Source organism: Thiothrix subterranea (genome assembly GCF_016772315.1).
In the GTDB taxonomy this organism is placed as follows: domain Bacteria; phylum Pseudomonadota; class Gammaproteobacteria; order Thiotrichales; family Thiotrichaceae; genus Thiothrix; species Thiothrix subterranea.
Window position 1 is genome coordinate 1,301,017 of record NZ_CP053482.1, and the last position, 18,061, is coordinate 1,319,077.

At 50.1% G+C, this 18,061-nt stretch carries 22 protein-coding genes; 5 read left to right on the forward strand and 17 right to left on the reverse strand.

Features of this window, described 5'->3' with window-relative positions:
• Positions 1–474 precede the first annotated feature (474 nt).
• Together HMY34_RS06355 and HMY34_RS06360 are read right to left on the reverse strand one after the other, a co-directional pair.
• Positions 475–912 carry a transposase family protein gene (locus HMY34_RS06355; RefSeq protein ID WP_202715415.1) on the reverse strand — a complete coding sequence of 146 codons (438 nt, stop codon included), beginning with the start codon at positions 910–912 and terminating at the stop codon, positions 475–477.
• Positions 881–1,381 (reverse strand): helix-turn-helix domain-containing protein, encoded by a 501-nt coding sequence (locus tag HMY34_RS06360; RefSeq protein ID WP_202715414.1) that lies wholly within the window; start codon positions 1,379–1,381, stop codon positions 881–883. Before HMY34_RS06360 ends, HMY34_RS06355 begins: the two co-directional genes overlap by 32 nt.
• Positions 1,382–1,498: 117 nt before the next feature.
• On the opposite strand from HMY34_RS06360, the gene HMY34_RS06365 reads away from it, so the two are divergent.
• Entirely contained in the window at positions 1,499–1,879 is a 381-nt protein-coding gene (locus HMY34_RS06365) for a lysozyme inhibitor LprI family protein (RefSeq protein WP_202718442.1), read from the forward strand.
• A 271-nt stretch (positions 1,880–2,150) separates the two neighbouring features.
• Here HMY34_RS06365 and HMY34_RS06370 read toward each other — a convergent pair whose 3' ends face one another.
• Together HMY34_RS06370 and HMY34_RS06375 are read right to left on the reverse strand one after the other, a co-directional pair.
• Entirely contained in the window at positions 2,151–2,519 is a 369-nt protein-coding gene (locus tag HMY34_RS06370) for a toxin-antitoxin system TumE family protein (RefSeq protein ID WP_202718443.1), read from the reverse strand.
• Entirely contained in the window at positions 2,516–2,809 is a 294-nt protein-coding gene (locus HMY34_RS06375; protein WP_202718444.1) for an MJ0235 family protein, read from the reverse strand. The genes HMY34_RS06370 and HMY34_RS06375 overlap by 4 nt, the downstream gene beginning before the upstream one ends.
• A gap of 97 nt (positions 2,810–2,906) precedes the next feature.
• On the opposite strand from HMY34_RS06375, the gene ettA reads away from it, so the two are divergent.
• On the forward strand, positions 2,907–4,571 hold the full coding sequence (gene ettA / locus HMY34_RS06380) for an energy-dependent translational throttle protein EttA (RefSeq protein ID WP_202718445.1): 1,665 nt from the start codon (positions 2,907–2,909) through the stop codon (positions 4,569–4,571).
• 15 nt (positions 4,572–4,586) lie between these two features.
• Here ettA and HMY34_RS20350 read toward each other — a convergent pair whose 3' ends face one another.
• Positions 4,587–5,579, reverse strand: a complete 993-nt coding sequence (locus HMY34_RS20350; RefSeq protein WP_202718446.1) for an oligosaccharide flippase family protein — start codon at positions 5,577–5,579, stop codon at positions 4,587–4,589.
• Entirely contained in the window at positions 5,540–6,076 is a 537-nt protein-coding gene (locus HMY34_RS20355) for a lipopolysaccharide biosynthesis protein (RefSeq protein WP_202718447.1), read from the reverse strand. The genes HMY34_RS20350 and HMY34_RS20355 overlap by 40 nt, the downstream gene beginning before the upstream one ends.
• Before the next feature lie 277 nt (positions 6,077–6,353).
• Between HMY34_RS20355 and HMY34_RS06395 the strand changes: the two genes are divergently transcribed.
• Positions 6,354–7,277 (forward strand): hydrogen peroxide-inducible genes activator, encoded by a 924-nt coding sequence (locus tag HMY34_RS06395; protein ID WP_202718448.1) that lies wholly within the window; start codon positions 6,354–6,356, stop codon positions 7,275–7,277.
• On the opposite strand, the gene HMY34_RS06400 is transcribed toward HMY34_RS06395, so the two are convergent.
• Entirely contained in the window at positions 7,266–8,078 is an 813-nt protein-coding gene (locus HMY34_RS06400) for a tyrosine-protein phosphatase (RefSeq protein WP_202718449.1), read from the reverse strand. The genes HMY34_RS06395 and HMY34_RS06400 overlap by 12 nt on opposite strands.
• 292 nt (positions 8,079–8,370) lie before the next feature.
• Here HMY34_RS06400 and wecA point away from each other — a divergent pair, with 292 nt between their 5' ends.
• Positions 8,371–9,477 carry a UDP-N-acetylglucosamine--undecaprenyl-phosphate N-acetylglucosaminephosphotransferase gene (gene wecA / locus HMY34_RS06405; protein ID WP_228287994.1) on the forward strand — a complete coding sequence of 369 codons (1,107 nt, stop codon included), beginning with the start codon at positions 8,371–8,373 and terminating at the stop codon, positions 9,475–9,477.
• Here wecA and HMY34_RS06410 read toward each other — a convergent pair.
• The 8 genes from HMY34_RS06410 to HMY34_RS06445 all read right to left on the reverse strand — a co-directional run bounded on the left by HMY34_RS06410 (position 9,431) and on the right by HMY34_RS06445 (position 16,082).
• The gene (locus HMY34_RS06410; RefSeq protein WP_228287995.1) at positions 9,431–10,318 is read right to left on the reverse strand and encodes a type II secretion system minor pseudopilin; all 888 of its coding nucleotides are present in this window, start codon (positions 10,316–10,318) and stop codon (positions 9,431–9,433) included. The two genes, wecA and HMY34_RS06410, sit on opposite strands and share 47 nt — an antisense overlap.
• A complete protein-coding gene (locus HMY34_RS06415) occupies positions 10,308–10,925 on the reverse strand; it encodes a prepilin-type N-terminal cleavage/methylation domain-containing protein (protein WP_202718451.1) in 618 nt (205 codons plus the stop codon). The genes HMY34_RS06410 and HMY34_RS06415 overlap by 11 nt, the downstream gene beginning before the upstream one ends.
• Positions 10,922–11,317: a prepilin-type N-terminal cleavage/methylation domain-containing protein gene (locus HMY34_RS06420; protein ID WP_202718452.1), complete on the reverse strand. Its 396-nt coding sequence runs from the start codon at positions 11,315–11,317 to the stop codon at positions 10,922–10,924. The genes HMY34_RS06415 and HMY34_RS06420 overlap by 4 nt, the downstream gene beginning before the upstream one ends.
• A complete protein-coding gene (locus HMY34_RS06425; protein ID WP_228287996.1) occupies positions 11,301–11,747 on the reverse strand; it encodes a GspH/FimT family protein in 447 nt (148 codons plus the stop codon). The genes HMY34_RS06420 and HMY34_RS06425 overlap by 17 nt, the downstream gene beginning before the upstream one ends.
• Positions 11,722–12,165, reverse strand: a complete 444-nt coding sequence (gspG, locus tag HMY34_RS06430) for a type II secretion system major pseudopilin GspG (protein WP_202718454.1) — start codon at positions 12,163–12,165, stop codon at positions 11,722–11,724. Before gspG ends, HMY34_RS06425 begins: the two co-directional genes overlap by 26 nt.
• A gap of 54 nt (positions 12,166–12,219) precedes the next feature.
• Positions 12,220–13,455 (reverse strand): type II secretion system F family protein, encoded by a 1,236-nt coding sequence (locus HMY34_RS06435; protein ID WP_202718455.1) that lies wholly within the window; start codon positions 13,453–13,455, stop codon positions 12,220–12,222.
• Complete coding sequence (gspE, locus tag HMY34_RS06440) at positions 13,442–15,175, reverse strand: type II secretion system ATPase GspE (RefSeq protein ID WP_202718456.1); 1,734 nt, start codon at positions 15,173–15,175, stop codon at positions 13,442–13,444. The genes HMY34_RS06435 and gspE overlap by 14 nt, the downstream gene beginning before the upstream one ends.
• Before the next feature lie 88 nt (positions 15,176–15,263).
• Positions 15,264–16,082: a DUF3025 domain-containing protein gene (locus HMY34_RS06445; RefSeq protein ID WP_202718457.1), complete on the reverse strand. Its 819-nt coding sequence runs from the start codon at positions 16,080–16,082 to the stop codon at positions 15,264–15,266.
• 109 nt (positions 16,083–16,191) lie between these two features.
• Here HMY34_RS06445 and HMY34_RS06450 point away from each other — a divergent pair, with 109 nt between their 5' ends.
• Entirely contained in the window at positions 16,192–16,740 is a 549-nt protein-coding gene (locus tag HMY34_RS06450) for an SPOR domain-containing protein (RefSeq protein ID WP_202718458.1), read from the forward strand.
• A gap of 18 nt (positions 16,741–16,758) precedes the next feature.
• Here the strand turns inward: HMY34_RS06450 and HMY34_RS06455 are convergent, their stop codons facing one another.
• Positions 16,759–17,238, reverse strand: a complete 480-nt coding sequence (locus HMY34_RS06455) for a hypothetical protein (protein WP_202718459.1) — start codon at positions 17,236–17,238, stop codon at positions 16,759–16,761.
• Positions 17,217–18,005, reverse strand: a complete 789-nt coding sequence (locus tag HMY34_RS06460; RefSeq protein WP_202718460.1) for a T6SS effector amidase Tae4 family protein — start codon at positions 18,003–18,005, stop codon at positions 17,217–17,219. Before HMY34_RS06460 ends, HMY34_RS06455 begins: the two co-directional genes overlap by 22 nt.
• Between the last annotated feature and the right edge of the window lie 56 nt (positions 18,006–18,061).

Consider the following 18,061-nt stretch of genomic DNA (forward strand, 5'->3'; position numbering starts at 1 on the left):
TTTACCTTGCAGGTAATTACGAATCTGTCCGCCCAACTCAAACACGATTTCCTGATGGATACGGGACAAAGCAGGCACACCGCAAACATAGCACAGCCGCTGGTTTTGAGGCAGGCTATCGCTCCAAAAGTATAAGCATGACAACTTCTAATCACGAGTAAAACGACATTTTCTTATCATGATGTGCTTCCTGTCACATTAATTTTTAATTTCTGAATGTATGATTCAGTCTTGCAAATATGCTCACACAAACAAAGCCACAATCACACTTATAGTAATTTATCTGAAAGAATCATTGACAGAGGAGTTTAATATGCCATCAACAAAGTTGAAAACCGTATGCAGCAGTTTATTATTTGCATCTATCTGTTTCGGAAAATCTTTAGCTTTTGCAACTGAAACTGATGATTCTGATAAAATCCAAAAATATTAGACATTATTCCAAAATCTCAACTTATTGATGGTTAAATGAATTTAGTAGTTTTTGATTCGCATGGCAGTGCGTAAATTGTGCAAACCACAAGCGATTTCCATCACTAAATCATCAAAATCTTCCACGTAGTTGCGGAAAATATCTTTGACGCACCGACACCGTTTGATACCGCTGTTCACATGTTCAATGACCACCCGAATGCTAGAAATGGCACGATTATGCGCTTTATCCTTATCACTCAAGGGTTTACCTCGTGGCTTTTTCTTGGGTTGGTGGACAACTGCCCCGTCACCCGAATTATGCCCCAGATAGCCCAAATCCCGGTAAATCTCATACCCTTCTGGCACTTTCACGCCTTCCTCATCCGCGATACGTTTGTCATGGTCTTTGCCGCGTCGTGTTTCTCCCAAGTATTTGATTTCACGATCTTCTAAGCCTGCTATTATGTTATTCTTCACCGAATGGAATTTTTTTTCCACTGTAGTATTCCTCCTGAACCCCAAAGTCAGTCGGACGTTGGATACGGCGTTCTGTCGCATCCAAGCCCAGCGCTTGCGGCATTTCATGCGAAAGGCGTTCCAATACCTCTTCGGGGAGTCTGGCCGGGGAATGTCCCATGCTTTTTAAGCTCGACTGCAAAACGGGACACAGGCGATGTATCCACCGATTGGCTAACCCTTGGGACATATTGAAGGAGTAGCCCAACACTTCTTGCAGTGGGTAAGTCTTCAAATAATACAGAATAAAGAACAACTTATCTTCGATCGTTGTCAGGTTGCCGGGGCGACCTCGCTTCGTTTCACTCTCATGACCATCAACAATCAACTGCGCCGTGTATGCCCGTTGAAAATGGGGCAACAGTTTGGTGAATTCACCCAGATCTATGCCTGTCATGGCGCGGAAGGTTTTGCTCTTGCCTTTGAGCGCATGGTAGCTGTACTCTGTCATGGGTGTTCCGTTCCCTTGGTGAAAATGATGATCATAGGTTGTAGCGCATTCCCGTTGATTTTTCACATGATTTGTTGACTAGGGACAAGTGCGAGATTTTGGAATAATGTCTATTATATGCAATTTGCAGGCGATAGATGTCAGGCGGGAAAGGATATGGCTAATGCGGAGTGGGGAGATTGCATGTTTTCCGCACAAGAATATAGTGTAAAAGAGTTGGAACAAACTTTTAAAGACATATTGCAACACATTGATTCTATCAATCTCGAAGAACTTGGTTTGTCATCAACGACAACTAAACAGTCTTGGAAAGATATGCTAAAAAAATCACAAAGCTATTGGGAAAAATATCGTGATCTGGAATGTAACGAGGCAGAGGTTATTATGATGGGATCGGCCATGGGGGCAGGAAATGCTTCGATGGGATGTCACATGGAAAAAAACTTCTATCGGATAAAAGAGCTGCGTAGCTCTTCTGGAATGGATGATCCTCAGTAAATTGTACCTGCTGCATCAGCGTTGACACTCGTACCCCAGCAAATTTACTTGCGGGGTACATTGAACAGATAGGATTATGAACACACCATCCCAAGACACCCAACAAATGCTGGATGTGATGCGTAAAGCCGTCGAGAAAGCCCTAGACCGCAAAAAACGCCTCGGTCAATACGCCGTCATTTGGTAAGATGGTCAACCCGTGCTAGTCGGAGAAGATGCGCCCAACCAGCATCCCAAACCAGAAACCCAGCCACACTAACAACACATCCACTCAATCATTGCGCAATGTGACAGTTTCACGCACAAACAGCAAAAATTCACGCACTGCCATCTCAGGATCATCGCTGATATAACTGGCAGTCACATTACCTTCCGAACCATCATGGTAATGCTTGGGGAAAGTGCTGACTGACTGCCATTTCAGGTGAGGCGCGTTGTCATGACGATAAACCGTGTTATCCAACGCCCGTCGCTCCCAATGGTAGCTGTAGCGTCCATTCAGTTTCAGCGACAGCCATACATCCATGAAACTGCCATCATTCAAAAAGATACGCAGCTCGTTGACTTCGCCAAGTACGGTGCTGCTGATGATGTCGGGAAATTCGCGCTCTACGATGCCTTGTAAAAGCTGCATATTCATTGGAGAGTCCGCAGTAACTTGCTCAGTTCATCACGCTGGAATTCCAAGCGGTCTAGCCGTTGCAGATCGCGCCAAGAATCAGCCTCTTCCAACGTGCCGTCCTGATACCGCGCTTCCATATCCTCGACGCTGGATACCCCGTAACGTAGGTGCAAAATAAACACTTCCGCGTTCAATCCGCGCAGTTGTTGCTCCAAAAAGCTACGCAGGCTTTCCCGCATCAGGGTGGATTCAGAAATGTGCAAACGGGTAGCAACATTGCTCAGAACAGTTTGATCTTGTAGCTGCATGTCGTGTTACCTCTTCAATACCAGAATGCTTCAATTGTATAGGACACACTCCTGAACATCCCGCATAATTAGCGTTTTCCGCACTCTGGAGCATTGGATGGCACAGTACATTTACACCATGAACGGTGTCGGCAAGGTCGTCCCGCCGAACCGTTACATTCTCAAAGACATTTACCTGAGTTTTTTCCCCGGCGCGAAGATCGGCGTACTCGGCTACAACGGCGCGGGTAAATCCACCTTGTTGCGCATCATGGCAGGCATCGACACCGACATCCTCGGCGAAGCCCGCCCGCAACCCGGCATCAATATCGGCTACCTCTCGCAAGAGCCGCAACTTGACCCAACCAAAGATGTGCGCGGCAACGTCGAAGAAGGCTTAAAAGTCATCAAAGACGCGCAAGCCCGCCTCGATGAAGTCTACAACGCCTACGCCGAACCCGATGCCGACTTCGACGCACTCGCCGCAGAACAAGCCCGTTTGGAAAACATCCTGCAAACCGCCGATGCACACAACCTCGAACACACCCTCGAAGTCGCCGCCGACGCACTGCGCCTACCGCCGTGGGATGCCGATGTCACCACGCTTTCCGGCGGTGAAAAGCGCCGCGTCGCGCTGTGCCGTTTACTGCTATCTTCCCCCGACATGCTGATTCTCGATGAACCGACCAACCATCTGGATGCCGAATCCGTCGCCTGGCTGGAACGCTTCCTGCAAGACTTCCCCGGCACCGTGGTAGCTGTCACCCATGACCGTTACTTCCTCGACAACGTGGCGGGCTGGATTCTGGAACTCGACCGTGGGCAAGGCATCCCGTGGGAAGGCAACTACTCTTCATGGCTGGAGCAAAAACAAAACCGCCTCGCGCAGGAAAGCAAGTCCGAGCAAGGTCGCCAAAAAGCCATGAAACAGGAATTGGAATGGGTACGTTCCAACCCCAAAGGCCGCCATGCCAAAAGCAAAGCGCGGATGCAGCGGTTTGAAGAGCTCTCGTCCAGTGACTACCAAAAACGCGCCGAAACCAACGAAATCTACATCGCCCCAGGCCCGCGCCTTGGCGATTTGGTGATCGAAGCCAACGGCATCAGCAAATCCTTCGGCGACCGCTTGCTGTATGAAAACGTCAGCTTCAGCCTGCCCAAAGGCGGCATCGTCGGCATTATCGGCCCCAACGGCGCGGGTAAAACCACCCTATTCCGCATGATTACGGGGCAGGAACAGCCGGATGCGGGTACGTTCAAAGTCGGCGAAACCGTCAAAATTGCTTACGTTGACCAATCCCGCGATGATCTAGACCCCACCAAAACCGTGTTCCAAGAAATTTCTGACGGACACGACATTATGACGGTCGGCGGCTACCAGATTCAGTCACGGGCGTATTGCGGACGTTTCAACTTCAAGGGTGATTCCCAACAAAAACGCCTGTGCGATTTATCAGGTGGGGAACGCAACCGCGTGCATCTGGCGAAATTGCTCAAAGAAGGCGGCAATCTGTTGCTGCTGGATGAACCGACCAACGACCTCGACGTGGAAACCTTGCGGGCGCTGGAAGAAGCGATCCTCAACTTCCCCGGCTGCGCGGTGGTCATCTCGCATGACCGCTGGTTCTTAGACCGGATTGCCACCCACATCCTCGCGTTTGAAGGTGATTCAACCGTGACGTGGTTTGAGGGGAATTACAGCGATTACGAGGAAGACTACAAGCGTCGCCACGGCAACGACTTGAATCCGCATCGCATTAAGTACAAAAAGCTGAAGGCGTAAGCCAAGTACCAAGGGCTAAGATTTGTTTGATACAGATATTAGCTCTTTGGTTTCCCGACCATTCCGCGCTAACAGCAACCACATGCCAACAACCAGTAGTCCCAATGCCAAAGCAGCACTCACAATAATTTCCAGCAAATGGTCACTCAGCCACACATTCACGTATTCCATTAAATAGATAACCGCATACCCTCCCAGAAAAAACGCCAGCAATTGTCCCAGGTATTCGCTGAAACTGTGCCCAATATGGCGAGCAATCCAAATATATTGGAGCGCCGTTGCACTCAGCGTAAAAAATAACGCCAAGGCTGCACCCATGTAACCGTATTTGCCTCCCAAATAATACAGCGCGGCAAAATAGGCCATACCCCCAGCAATTGCTATGAATGCGGTCAATTTAGCCTGCCCTGCCCCTTGTAGCACCCAATAACCCACCACCGTGTTGGAGTGCAGGAAAAAATACAGCGCCATCACCTGCAATACAACGCCTGCTTTTTGCGCAAATTCAGCGGAAATCCACAGCGTCAAGAAATCATCCCCCACCGTAATCAACAACACCGCAATCACCAAACTGAGCAAAAACACCAAATTATTCGCCAAGCGGTACAATTTCAACACACCCGCTCGATCATTCAAGCTAAACATCTCGGTGAAACGCGGAAACGCAATGTGCACCAGCGTGTGGATAATGCCATTTGCCATTTGCGCAATCGTAAACGGAATTTGATAATACGTGACTGCCTCAGTACCAATCACAATCCCAATCAATAATTTATCGGCACGGGATACCAAAGAACCAACCAAATTCCCCAGAAAGGTGTACGAGCTAAAGGAAATGATGTCCATAAAGACGCTTTGCTGAAACGCAGGACGTGGTTTGATGCCACGTGGTAAGACTGCAACACTCGCCAGATAGCCGCTGATGATGGCAATGAATTGCACCAAAGCATACCCCCACAGCACTTCGATCAACCCATAACCCGCCAGCAACAAGCCGGTGGCCAGCACAATCCCCCCAAATTCCCTGAATTATGAATAATCGCTGGCAAATCAAAGCGATGGTATGCCTTGCACACATTCAGGAAAAATTGGTTGAGATAGCTTAAAAACAGTGGCACTGCCGTAATCCGCAAGGCTTCCGTTGCCAGCACTTGTTTATCGGGTTGCCAATACAGACCCTTAGCCAACAGTGGTGAAAAAGCATACAAACAAACCACACCGAACAAGCCAATAAGCAAGTAAATCAACAAGGCTACGTCTAATACTGGTTTAACTCTGTCACTTTGATCAGTCGCTTCATATTCAGCCACATATTTAACAACGGTTTGCCCGATACCGAAATCCACAAAAGTCATAAAACCGATGAGTGATATACAAATAATATACAACCCGTACAAATCTACACCTAGTTTTACAACAATAATAGGAATAGTGGCTAACGCTGCCAATAATGGCAATGCGTAGCCGACCCCCGTAAAAACCACATTTTTACGTGTATCATTCATAAATGTTTAACACCGTTCAGCACCAAGATTGATCTAATAAATTTATAGAAAATCATAGTTGCTGATTAGCATTAGGCAAATAGCATTTAATTATTGAAGATAATAATAAAAAATTATTAGAGCTATTTTCTTATTAAAAATTCGCGACATAAGAAATAATGCGCTGAGAATAAGCGAATAAAATATGCAAGGATTCAAAAGATTTTTTACAATCATGCAGAAAATAGAATATTATTCTTATTGTAAGTTCCAAAAACGATTCACCGCCGAGGTTGCCATGAACCTGCCAACCATAAAACAACTTCGCTACTTTGTTGCCCTTGAAAGCCATGAACACTTCGGCAAGGCTGCTGAGGCTTGTTTTGTCTCACAATCCGCTTTCAGTACCGCCATCCGCGAATTGGAAACGACGTTAGAAGTGCAACTGGTGGATCGCACCAATAAAAACGTTACCGTCACCCACATAGGCCGCCAAATCGCGGTCGAAGCGCGGCGGTGCTTGCGTGATGTAGAAAATCTAGTCGAATTAGCGCGTAGCAATCATGCGCCCCTCACTGGCGAACTCCGGGTAGGCATTATTCCCACAATAGCCCCGTTTTTGTTGCCACGGGTATTGCCCGCGTTGCGCCAACAATTTCCGCACTTGCGCTTATATTTAACGGAAGACATTACCCAACGTGTTTACGAAAAACTCATGAACGGTGAGCTGGATCTGATCATCATTGCCTTGCCGTATGCACTGCGCAATGTTGAAATTATGTCGCTGTTCAAAGACCGTTTTTTCCTCGCGTGCCGCGAAGACACCCGCCATACCCGCCCCAGAAGGCACATTTTTAACGACCTCAATCCAGAAAGCATTTTGCTATTGGAAGACGGGCATTGCCTGCGCGACCACACGCTGTCAGCCTGCCATTTGCAGGACATGGACAAAATCAGCCGTTTCACCGCCAGCAGCCTGCTCACATTGACGCAAATGGTTGATGCAGATTTAGGGATTTCTTATTTACCAGAAATGGTGAAAGGTTCAACGTTATTAACCGGCACAAATGTTAAAATTTGGACATTGCCAGAAGAAAGTTACCGTGAAGTGGGCTTAGCTTGGCGACGGGGCAGCGCCCGTGAAGTGGAATTTAAGCAATTAGGTGAATTCATTAAAACGACTTGGTTAACATTACTCGAAAACCAGGGATTAACCGAGTAAGCGTTCTAACCAAGGTTTTTGAATCGATGCCGCATGTATTGATGCTCTACTGGCACATAAACCAGCAGGCAATAATACCTCACTAGGCTCAATATTATCCAAAATCGCCAAGGGTCTATCATTAACCATTCGCATAATTTCGGTATCATCGCCCGTAATACGCATGGCCGCTTCAATACCGGCGGATAAAATCGGCGATCGATAATTCACATTGTGCGCATCTGATGCAATAATATGCACCACCCCATCCAATAATAAGCGCTCGGCACAACGTTTTGCGGTACGCCCAAACGTGCCTGCAATCGCACCCGCTGTCACTTGCAACCACGCGCCCATTTGCGCCGCCGCAATAAACTCCTGGTAGTTCGCCTCACACCAACGCAAACGTTCTGGATGGGTGATCACCGGGACGTATCCCGCTGCGAGAAACGCTTCAATATGGCGCAAAAAATGCGGTACTGGCAAGCTATGTGACGGCTCCAGTAAAAAGTACCGCGAATTATCCAGCGTCGGAATAATGCCTTGCTGTAAGCCTTCCAGCACCCCAGACACCAACCGCACATCCGCCCCGATCACCAAGCGCAGCGGAATATCACGCGAATACAGCTCTATTTGCAACATACGCATGGCACTGGCAATGATGTCAGTGGAATTGTCATACACCCCCGGATAAATATGAGGCGTACAGGCCAAATGCGTCGTGCCATCGGCAACGGCTAAGCGTGCCATTATTAACGAGGTTTCCAAATCTTGGGAACCATCACAAAGAGCGGGTAAAATATGGCTATGTAAATCGATCATAGTGCGTAATAAACGACTCAATGCTGCAAACAAAGACGCACGTTAAGGGCTAAACCGTGCGTTCATTAATTAAAATTATTATTAATATTAGTAATAAAAATTAACACAACAATAGCAAATAATCCTCAGAATCTGACCAATGGCAGCTAAACTACCGCCCATCTGAACACTTAATCTCACCCTATCCACTAATCAGAATTATTGCTCACTTAGCCTCAAGAAATAACTAAAATCAATCATCACTTACTACAATAACAAAATAAGAAAGCTAGTCAGAAACCCCGAGGACAATATGCTTATAATATCGTTAATCACGAGTCTGTGCATGACATGGATAGCACTCTATTTATTGAAACCCGTGGCTTACCACGCCAAATTATTAGACATTCCCAAAGGACGTAAACAACACAAAGGTGCTATTCCGCTGATCGGCGGTATGTCCATTTTTATCGGCGTTGCCACGGCAGTGATGCTAACCCTTCCCAATGATGCCGCCGTTACCAGTTGGCTATTGTGCGCTTTAGGCATTGTGTTATTAGGTGTCGCGGATGATGCCGAAGATCTCTCAGTCAAATTGCGGATTGTGATGCAAGTGCTGCTCACTTTGGCGTTATGCATTGGCACCGGCGCGTCACTGGCTAACTTGGGCGATTTATTAGGCATGGGTGAAATCGACTTGAGTGTCTTCAGCTACCCGTTCACCGTTTTAATCGTCTTGGGCGTGATTAATGCCTTCAATATGATCGACGGTATTGATGGGTTACTGGGTTCGATTGCCATGGTCGCACTGTTGAGCCTGATTGCCTTGTTTAGCCTCTCCACGCACGCCATGCTGTTGAGTATTAGCGTAATCTTCGTCGCTGCATTGATTCCTTACCTGATGAACAATTTGGTGCTACCGCCGTTTAAAGAGAAAATTTTCATGGGGGATGCCGGTTCCATGCTTATCGGTTTAAGCATCAGTTGGTTGCTGATTGAAGGCACGCAAGACCCAACGCATCAAGCCTTCCGCCCTGTCACTGCGTTGTGGTTGATTGCCCTGCCGCTGATGGACATGGTACGGGTGATTCTGGTACGTCTGCGTGATCGCCGCTCACCGTTTACCGCCGGGCGTGATCATCTGCATCACCTATTGCAGGAAATTGGCATGAGCAGGTGCGCAACCTTGGCTACCATGGCAACGCTCGCGGTGCTCTTTGCCAGTGTTGGTGTTCTCAGCGAATACTGGCACACCAACGCCAGCGTGATGTTCTACGGCTTCTTGCTGACCTTCTTGGCGTACCTGTTAGCGGTCGCCCCCTTGGTTCATGCAGAAAAAGGCAGCCTGAAACGCTGGATTGAAGCTGCCACCGTTACTCAAACTGCGCGGAAGATTCTTGCAAGATACGGAAATAATTAACAAACGGCGGAGTTTGCCCCGGATTTAAACGCAAAGACCGCTCTTCAAAATACGGAGGAGCGGTTTCGTCGGAGTACACTCTGATTTGCATCCGGTACAAGGGTTGTTGCGTAGGGTCGAGAAATTCCGCACCGAAATCGGGTTGCACGTATTCACCGTCGGATTCAGCGCGTTGCTGCATATACGCATCGACTTTCGCCGCATCCCCCTCTGCCAACAGCAGCAAGGTTTGACGCGGCGCTAACATCGGGTTGATGCCCTTGCCACCAGAATTCACGGTCAGCAAGCGTGTCAGGGCTTGATAAAGTGGCGGCGTCATTCCCAACACTTGCTGCAATTCCTCAATACGCTCAAATGGCGCATCTTTTGCCCCAAATGGCAAACCCGCGCTGTCATAATCAGCGTCTTCTGCGCCGTTGATGCGCTTTAAGTCATCCACATCACGGAAGTCCTCCAAGGTATCCAACATCCGCTCAATGGCTGATTCATCCAACCCTGCTTGTTTGAGAATCAAGCGAATCAATGGCGGGCTGGCAAAACCAATATCCACTAAACCATTTTCGCCAACGGCACGAATTTCCACTTTGGAACCTTCGTATTCCCATAACAAGGGCGTACCGCCGAGCTTGAGTTCACGGTCTTTATTGGGCAGAAATAATTGCATCACCGCATAATGTGCCGCTGCATCTGCCACGGCACGGGCTTGCGCACTGCGGCGAGCGTAATCCACCATGCTGGTTTCGGTGCGGGTCGCGTATAACAGACTGGCTGCCAACGTCATCATGACCATGATCATCCATAACACCACGATCATGGCAACCCCGGATTGTTTATTTCGCATAATCAGTTACCTGTGGCAAATCCACTAACAGCTCCGGCCAAGCACGTTCTTTATCCGCCAAGGTGAGTTTCAGCATATCGGGGTAGCGCGGCTTGTCTTCCCAATCGGATGTCCAATCAGAATCGTTGCCCGCTGCTTCCGCCCCGAAATACGCAAACTCAGCCGCTTGCAAGCCCTCGAAAATCAAGACGGGTTCGGCTTCAGCAAACGCATCCTCCCATGTCAATTCTGGGCGATACGGGGCAAACAGCATTTCCAGTTTCTTACCGTCTTTATCACCGACAATATTGAGTTCGATCAGAAACACGCCGCCCTGATGCTGCAAAGGTTGCAAGGGCGCGGCATAGCGCAATGACGTCGCCGTCCCCTCAAACGCATACACTTTGGCTTCTTTTTCACCGGCAATGCGCACCACCATCGCCTGCCCCAACTGACGGCGCAGAAAATCACTGATCAGGCGCATGTCTTCGGTTTTATTCATGCGGGTATCTGCCGCATCCCAACTCCGCGCAATGGTATTGAAACTGGCGAATAACGCGAGAAACAGCAAGGAAACCAACGAAAACGCAATCAACATTTCCAGCAAAGTGAAACCGCGTTGCTTCATGTCGCTTCCCCAAAACGCAAGGAGGAGAGGTGGAATTCACGTGAGTTATCGCCACTTTGCCATGTCACAACCACTTCAACCCGGTAAAGTTGTAAAGCGACTGGCAGTTTTTCCAATGCCTCGCTGAGTTCGAGCGGAGACATTTGCACTTCCCAACGGTAGCCTGAACCTTGTTCTTCACCGCTGACGTTGCCTTCTTCCACCTCGATCTCATTGCCCACCGCTGCTAAACGGGATTCGGCGACCTGTATCGCAAAGCTGTATTCATCCGCCAACGCCACACTGCGCATCGACGAACCAAACAATTGCAACAAGACCCCGACCACCAAGCCCATGACCACGAAAGCAACCAGCACTTCGAGCAGGGAAAAACCTTTATTGGATTGAAACACGCCCCGTCACCCATTCCACGTTGACCTTGTAGGTCTGTTGGTTGTGCGTCAATTCCACCGAGCCGCCGGTGGAACTGCCATCAGGAAAAAAGCGAATGCCGCCCTGATTGGCGGCATCGACTTCGGCGGAAGTGGTGTTGATTTTGGCAGTAATGGCAGCACTGAGCTGGCGCTCCTCAGCGGTTGCGCCCCCGTCAATCCAGAAACGTTTTTCCTCAATCTGCATTTTCCACAGCGTCGGCTGTTGACGCATCACCGCTTGCGCCCGTGCATGACGCAAACTCGCCGCGACTTCGCGACTGCTTTTGCGCAATACCGGCCCTTCGGAGAGCGACGTTGCCACCACCCCCATCAATAAACCGCCGATAACCAAGACCAGCAGAACTTCGAGCAGGGTGAAACCCTTATTTCCAGAGCGTAATGTCGGCATCTTCGCTTTCACCACCGGCAGCACCGTCCGCCCCAAAGGACAACAAATCATACGGCTGACCGTTGCTACCGGGGCGCTTGTATTGGTACTCATTGTTCCACGCATCTTTAGGCACTTCGCCTTTTTTCAAGTAAGGGCCATTCCAGCCACGCGCACTCGACGGCGCGGTCACTAGCGCTTTCAAGCCATCAGCGGTGGTGGGGTAACTGCCCACTTCCAAACGGTACATATCCAGCGCCGCACTGATGTTTTCAATCTGGACTTTGGATGACTGTGTTTTGCCCTTGCCAAGGTATTTCATGGCTTGTGGGCCGACGATCCCAGCAATCAAGCCGAGAATCACCAGCACGATCATCAGCTCGATCAAGCTGAAGCCGCGTTGGGCAGCAGACCGGCAGGATTGAGATTGGATTCGCATATTAACTCCTTGTTATTTATTATAATTTCAATAGCTTGTGGTTTTCTTGGGAAACTATTTAACCAAATCAGCCATATTGATCATCGGTAACAATACCGAACCAATAATCACCAAAATGGCAAGCGCCATGATCAGAATCAGCACCGGCTCCAGCAGGGCTAATAGCTGTTTCACCGAGGTTTTGACTTCATCGTCGTAAATATCGGCGACTTCACGCAGTAACTCTTCCATGCGCCCGGTTTCTTCCCCGACGCGCAACATGTGCAAGGCGTAAGGGGGGAACACGCCTTTGCTTAATAATGTACGGGTGAGGCTTTCGCCTTGCTTAAGGCTATCGGCGGATTCTTCCACTGCCGCTGCCATGACGCGGTTGCCCACGGTATTTTTGGCGATTTTCAACGCACCCAGTAACGGCACGCCATTGTGTAATAACGTGCCTAAGCTGCGTGAAAAACGGGCGGTTTCAATCTTACCGACCAGACTTCCTACCAACGGCCAACGCAACATACTGCGATCCAACCCAGTACGTGCCTTTTCATTGCCCAACACGTATTGCACCAGCATCAACATCAGCAAAAATCCACCCAATACCGCCCACCAATAATCGCGCAAGGTTGCCGCCGCACCCATCACCACTTTGGTAATCGTAGGTAATTCCGCGCCCATATCACCGAACATTTGCGCAAATTGCGGCACAACAAACGCCAGCAACGCAAAAATCGACACCACTGCCACAAACGCCAAAATCGCCGGGTAAATCAATGCCGAAATAACCGTACCGCGCAATTCCTTCGCCCGTGCCATGTATTCCACCAAACGCGCCAAGGCATCGTCAATCGAACCACCCGCTTCCCCTGCCCGCACCATATTGATGTAAAACTTTGAAAACTTGCCGCTGGTTTCCAGTGAGTCCGCAAAACGTTTGCCGCTGCGCACCTGATTTTGGATACCTTGCACCAATTCCAGTACCGGCGGTTTATCGCCGATTTCCAGCAAAATGCCCAAGGCACGGTCTAACGGCAAACCTGCCCGCAACATTGTCGAAAGTTGCTGCGTCAGCGCCATAATGTCGGGCTGGCTCACCGTTTTGCTGGCAAAAAACCCCTTGGATTTTTTTTGCGTAGCGTTGTTAGCAGACGTACTGGTTGCCGCTTTCCCCGCCACAATTTTGATCGGAATCAGTCCTTGAGCATTCAGGCTTTCTGCCGCTTGCGCTTCATTCGCGGCCTCTAATCTGCCTTCTTTTGCTACACCTTGGAGGGTAATCGCTTTGTAACTATACGTGGGCATTCGGGGTTTCCTCCGCCACGCGCAGCACTTCTTCTAATGTCGTCACGCCTTTGAGCGCCTTGTACAAACCGTCTTCGTACATGGTGCGCATTCCGCCTTTACGCGCTTGTTCTTGCAACACCCCCGCGTCTTCATGCTTGAGGATTAAGCGCCGCAAGGGGTCATCCATCACCAATACTTCGTGAATGGCACTGCGCCCTTTGTAGCCAGAATTGCCACACGCGCTACAACCTTTGGCGTGCCACAAACGCAATTCCCCTTCCGGTTGGTAATGGCGCAAACCCAATTCTTGCTCAATTTCTGGCAATACCGGATGCGATTCGCGGCATTGCGGGCACAAGCGTCGTACCAACCGTTGCGCCAAAATGCCATTCACGGTGGAAGTGATTAAATAATCCTCGATACCCATGTCCATCAGACGGGTAATACCACTCGCTGCATCGTTGGTGTGCAAGGTGGACAACACCAGGTGACCCGTCAACGCCGATTGAATCGCAATCCGCGCCGTTTCAACGTCACGCATTTCCCCGATCATAATAATGTCAGGGTCTTGGCGAACAATGGAACGTAACGCATCGGCAAAATTCAGCCCGATTTTAGGATTGGCTTGGATTTGGTTAATGCCTTCGAGTTCGTATTCCACCGGATCTTCGACCGTCAGCACTTTGTTTTCTGGGGTATTCAATTGGGTCAGTGCCGAATACAACGTCGTGGTTTTGCCCGAACCTGTCGGCCCCGTGACCAAAATAACCCCGTGCGGCGCATCCAATTGCTGCTGCACCTTGCGTAAATTATCATCGGAAAAGCCCAGCGTATTCAGATCCAGTTTAACGCTGTGCTTATCCAGCAAACGCATGACCACGCTTTCACCGTGCATGGTCGGCACGGTGGAGACCCGCATGTCGATTTCTTTGCCTTGCGCACGCAGTTGAATACGCCCGTCTTGCGGCAAACGGCGCTCGGCAATATTCAGCCGCGCCATCAATTTGAGGCGTGAAATAATCGCGGCGGTCAATTGTGGCGGTGGCGACTCGACTTCGTGAATCACCCCGTCAATCCGGTAACGCACTTTCAGGTGGGTTTCAAACGGCTCAATGTGAATGTCGGAAGCGCGTTGCGTCATCGCATTCGTCATAATCTGATTCACCAAGCGAATCACGGGCGCTTCACTCGCCATGTCTTTGAGGTGTTCAATGTCATCCAAATTGTGATCTTGGCTGGTAATCTCAAACTCATCGTCACCACCCGCCCCCGACTCCTGCTTGCTGGCTTCCCCGCCGTACAAACGTTCGATATTGGCGCGAATTTCGGTCGGCAAACCCAGTAGTGGCTCGACCAATTTGCCGCTTGCCATGCCAATCGCCTGACAGGTAAAGGCGTCTTGCGGGTTAGACATTGCCACGACCAAACGTTCTTCTTCCGCTTGCAAGGGGACAATTTCAGCATTGCGCATGTAATTGATGGCAATGCCGAGGTTTTCGACGGGTAATGAAGGGTAGTCTTTGCTCAGAGCCATGCGCACGTTCAGATGACGTGATAACACGAACGCCACTTCTTGTTCGGTGAGCATTCCTAAACGGACTAATACGCTGCCCAGTGGCTGACGGATTTCCGCCTGCGCCCGCAGCGCACGTTCCAAATCAGCGGGTTTGAGTTTGCCTAGTTTGACCAGCCTTTCGCCAAACAGTGCGGCTGGAGCATGGGATGTCGCAACCTGCATAATCGTATTTCTTTATTATTGTAATTCGGCATTATTCTAGGGATGAAAAGGAAACATGCAAGCAGTTTCCCCCCGAACGGTCGAATAATTACGCGGCAATGATTTCCACCGTGCGCTCACGATTCTTCTCACGGAAATAGCCCCTATCCCGATAAAATTCCACCGCCGTATTCTCCCACCAACCGGGAACACCCAACAGCGGAAAAGGATTCAGGCAAGCGGTGGAAGCCAGCCCACCTTGCTGCAAACGCCCGGACACCACCTGATCCAAATAAGTGTGCTGTTGCGCCAACGGCAGGTGGAAAAACGCGGGGGTAACTTCCACCAACAGCGCATGAGCGGTTACGCCCACATACGGCGTTAGCATTTTTTCTAGCGTGGCGTGACCAATCATGAAACACGCGATTTCCTGCCCCCACGCCGCACGCTCTTGCCAAAACAAGGTTTCCCACGCGAAATCCAACACATGCTGCAAACACTCGCGACGACTGGCAACGATGATCACCCCGCTTTCATCCAATACCGTTAACGCATCGCGCTGGGGTGTGCGCGGTTTTCCGTGCTGCTGAATGTCGGCGGCGTGCAACGCATTAATCATCACCTTGGTGTGTGGAAACACGCTCCACATCAAGGCATTAAAAAAATCGTGCCAATTCGCCCGTGTCGCCACCATGCCATGCTGAGAAATGCGCTCTTCATAATACAATTCAGGAAATGGCAGCGTATTATCTTGTGGAAAAAAACGCAGCGGCAAGCCCGACTGTGCACACAGCGCCGCTGGCAATAATTGGTTCAAACAATCGCACGCGGGCCAGTGCGTTAACCCCACCCAACAACGACGGTTCTGCAACTGCTGAAAGCACGGGTGCAAGGCATCAAAGTCAGCATTCCAAGTGTCAAGGGGCATCGCGAATCCATTCATAACCGAAACTCTGAATTTTAACGCAACTCAAGCTCCCTTATCGCGGTCTTTTTAGCTATAGTCATACAGCAGCAATAGGTCAAAAGAGGTCGGAGTGAAGCATTCCAGTAGCGTGTCATCCAGTTCGCTGCGTAAGCAACGCGGTTTTGTGTTTAAAATGATTCATTCCCTGATATTGGTAGTGGGCGTGGTCAGCCTCGTGGTGTTGTATAAAGCCGGGAAATTGCCCTTCATTAATTATCGTCCGAATCTTTCCGAGTGGAATCTTGCCAGTGGCAATGCCAGCAATGACGCTTGGAGCAATGAAACGTTATGGGAATCATCCAATAACTACATTCAAGCCCAACAACGCAAAGCCGTCGCCGTTATTCGCGAACGAGAAGACACGCGCTATACCAACAACCGTTACGCCGTACAGGTAGCGGCTGGCTATGATTCCAGACAATTGTACGGGTGGCGCGATGCCCTTGCCCAAGATGGCTATGATGCTTATCTGGTTAGCCTAAATACCCCCGGTGGGCTGATGTTCAAATTACGGGTCGGTGCATTCGCTTCCCGTACCCAAGCGGAAACCTTGCAAACCAAACTCCGTAACCGTTACCCCACCAATTTTGGCGAAAGCTTTATTGTGGAAGGCGATTAAGCCCAGCGCTAACACCGCTTACTGTGCGAACAACTCATACTGAAAATTCTGCAAGCCCTGATCGGCACAGTGGATGCTCCCCTGCATGATATAAGCGGAAGGTGTTGCTGCTCCACTTTTAATCACCAAGCCTTGTACTTCCTGCCCGCAGCGGTTGCCCTTAACGGGCGTACCTACCACGGCAACCACCGCCGTGGTTTTATCGTGCCGGTAAACTTGCACTTTTGCCGTTCCCGGTGACTTCATGAAATAACACGGTGCCATTGGCTTAAGCCAAACGGGGGGCATTTTCCCTACTTGCAACTGACAGCCACCACCATTATCGCTCAACGCCAACGCTAAACCAGCGGCTTGCGTCTGATCGGTCACGTGCGGGGTCGCAAAACGTTCCGGCAAAACCAATGCTTGATTATCCGGCTGCTTGTCCGGTTCACACGCCGTCAAGAGCAGCATTAACCCGCTTGCCAACCCGCAGGCTAATGGACGGGCCAAAACCATACTTCCTCCGAACGCTCAAAGTAGTCCAAGGAACCGTCCGCCAACGCGGGGCCTTCCCAGCCCGGATTTTTTTCACGCATTAAAATGCCCGTGCCATCCCACAAGTCAATGTGGTCGCCTTGATTGCCCACACCCCAGAAATTGTGAAAACACACAAAGCCAGTTCGCCCTCTGAATGCCCCCCATGACACATTGCTGCGGACTTCCACCGGACCAAAACGCCCCGGATTACGCCGCATCCAATCCGCCACTTCCCGCGCCCGCAAGGTGTGGCCTTTGTGCCCGCTGTACCAACAAGTGGTTTTGTCATAGCCTTGCAATAAATTACTGCGCAATAAACACGTTCCCATGAGGATGGCGCATTGATTCCCAAAGTGCGAGTTGCCGTCAGCATCGCGGCACGGAAAGGTTTCCCCCGTTTCAACCGTTGGATGGTTATTCCACACCGTCCGAAACCCTAAATTAGGGCCTTCTTGTGGCAAGACTTGTTCCAATATTCCCACATCAATATCAGGCAGTGACGGTGTATTTTCTAACGGCGTTAAGGCAGGAGGCCGAGGCAACGGGCGTGGGGGCGGCGGCGGTAACGCGGGCGCGGCCTCTAATTCCGCGACAATAGCCGCGCGTTCCGGCTCGGTGGTGGGTGGTGGCACGGTAACAGTAGGTGGCGCGACCACCGGGGGCGGATTCGCCGCGACGACCGGAGTGGAACGCCGCGACCGAAACAACGACAACAGCCAATTCCAGAACGAATTTGATTCAGGCATGAGGCACTCCTTGGTGAACACGCTATGACTATAGGCAAAAATCCACGGAGCAGCCC

Excerpts from the sequence above, each read along its gene's own strand:
- HMY34_RS06360 (WP_202715414.1), bottom strand. The coding sequence starts at position 1,381 with ATGACAGAGTACAGCTACCATGCGCTCAAAGGCAAGAGCAAAACCTTC.
- HMY34_RS06365 (WP_202718442.1), top strand. The coding sequence starts at position 1,499 with ATGCAATTTGCAGGCGATAGATGTCAGGCGGGAAAGGATATGGCTAAT.
- HMY34_RS06370 (WP_202718443.1), bottom strand. The coding sequence starts at position 2,519 with ATGAATATGCAGCTTTTACAAGGCATCGTAGAGCGCGAATTTCCCGAC.
- HMY34_RS06375 (WP_202718444.1), bottom strand. The coding sequence starts at position 2,809 with ATGCAGCTACAAGATCAAACTGTTCTGAGCAATGTTGCTACCCGTTTG.
- ettA (WP_202718445.1), top strand. The coding sequence starts at position 2,907 with ATGGCACAGTACATTTACACCATGAACGGTGTCGGCAAGGTCGTCCCG.
- HMY34_RS20355 (WP_202718447.1), bottom strand. The coding sequence starts at position 6,076 with ATGAATGATACACGTAAAAATGTGGTTTTTACGGGGGTCGGCTACGCA.
- HMY34_RS06395 (WP_202718448.1), top strand. The coding sequence starts at position 6,354 with ATGAACCTGCCAACCATAAAACAACTTCGCTACTTTGTTGCCCTTGAA.
- HMY34_RS06400 (WP_202718449.1), bottom strand. The coding sequence starts at position 8,078 with ATGATCGATTTACATAGCCATATTTTACCCGCTCTTTGTGATGGTTCC.
- wecA (WP_228287994.1), top strand. The coding sequence starts at position 8,371 with ATGCTTATAATATCGTTAATCACGAGTCTGTGCATGACATGGATAGCA.
- HMY34_RS06410 (WP_228287995.1), bottom strand. The coding sequence starts at position 10,318 with ATGCGAAATAAACAATCCGGGGTTGCCATGATCGTGGTGTTATGGATG.
- HMY34_RS06415 (WP_202718451.1), bottom strand. The coding sequence starts at position 10,925 with ATGAAGCAACGCGGTTTCACTTTGCTGGAAATGTTGATTGCGTTTTCG.
- HMY34_RS06425 (WP_228287996.1), bottom strand. The coding sequence starts at position 11,747 with ATGCCGACATTACGCTCTGGAAATAAGGGTTTCACCCTGCTCGAAGTT.
- gspG (WP_202718454.1), bottom strand. The coding sequence starts at position 12,165 with ATGCGAATCCAATCTCAATCCTGCCGGTCTGCTGCCCAACGCGGCTTC.
- HMY34_RS06435 (WP_202718455.1), bottom strand. The coding sequence starts at position 13,455 with ATGCCCACGTATAGTTACAAAGCGATTACCCTCCAAGGTGTAGCAAAA.
- gspE (WP_202718456.1), bottom strand. The coding sequence starts at position 15,175 with ATGCAGGTTGCGACATCCCATGCTCCAGCCGCACTGTTTGGCGAAAGG.
- HMY34_RS06445 (WP_202718457.1), bottom strand. The coding sequence starts at position 16,082 with ATGCCCCTTGACACTTGGAATGCTGACTTTGATGCCTTGCACCCGTGC.
- HMY34_RS06455 (WP_202718459.1), bottom strand. The coding sequence starts at position 17,238 with ATGGTTTTGGCCCGTCCATTAGCCTGCGGGTTGGCAAGCGGGTTAATG.
- HMY34_RS06460 (WP_202718460.1), bottom strand. The coding sequence starts at position 18,005 with ATGCCTGAATCAAATTCGTTCTGGAATTGGCTGTTGTCGTTGTTTCGG.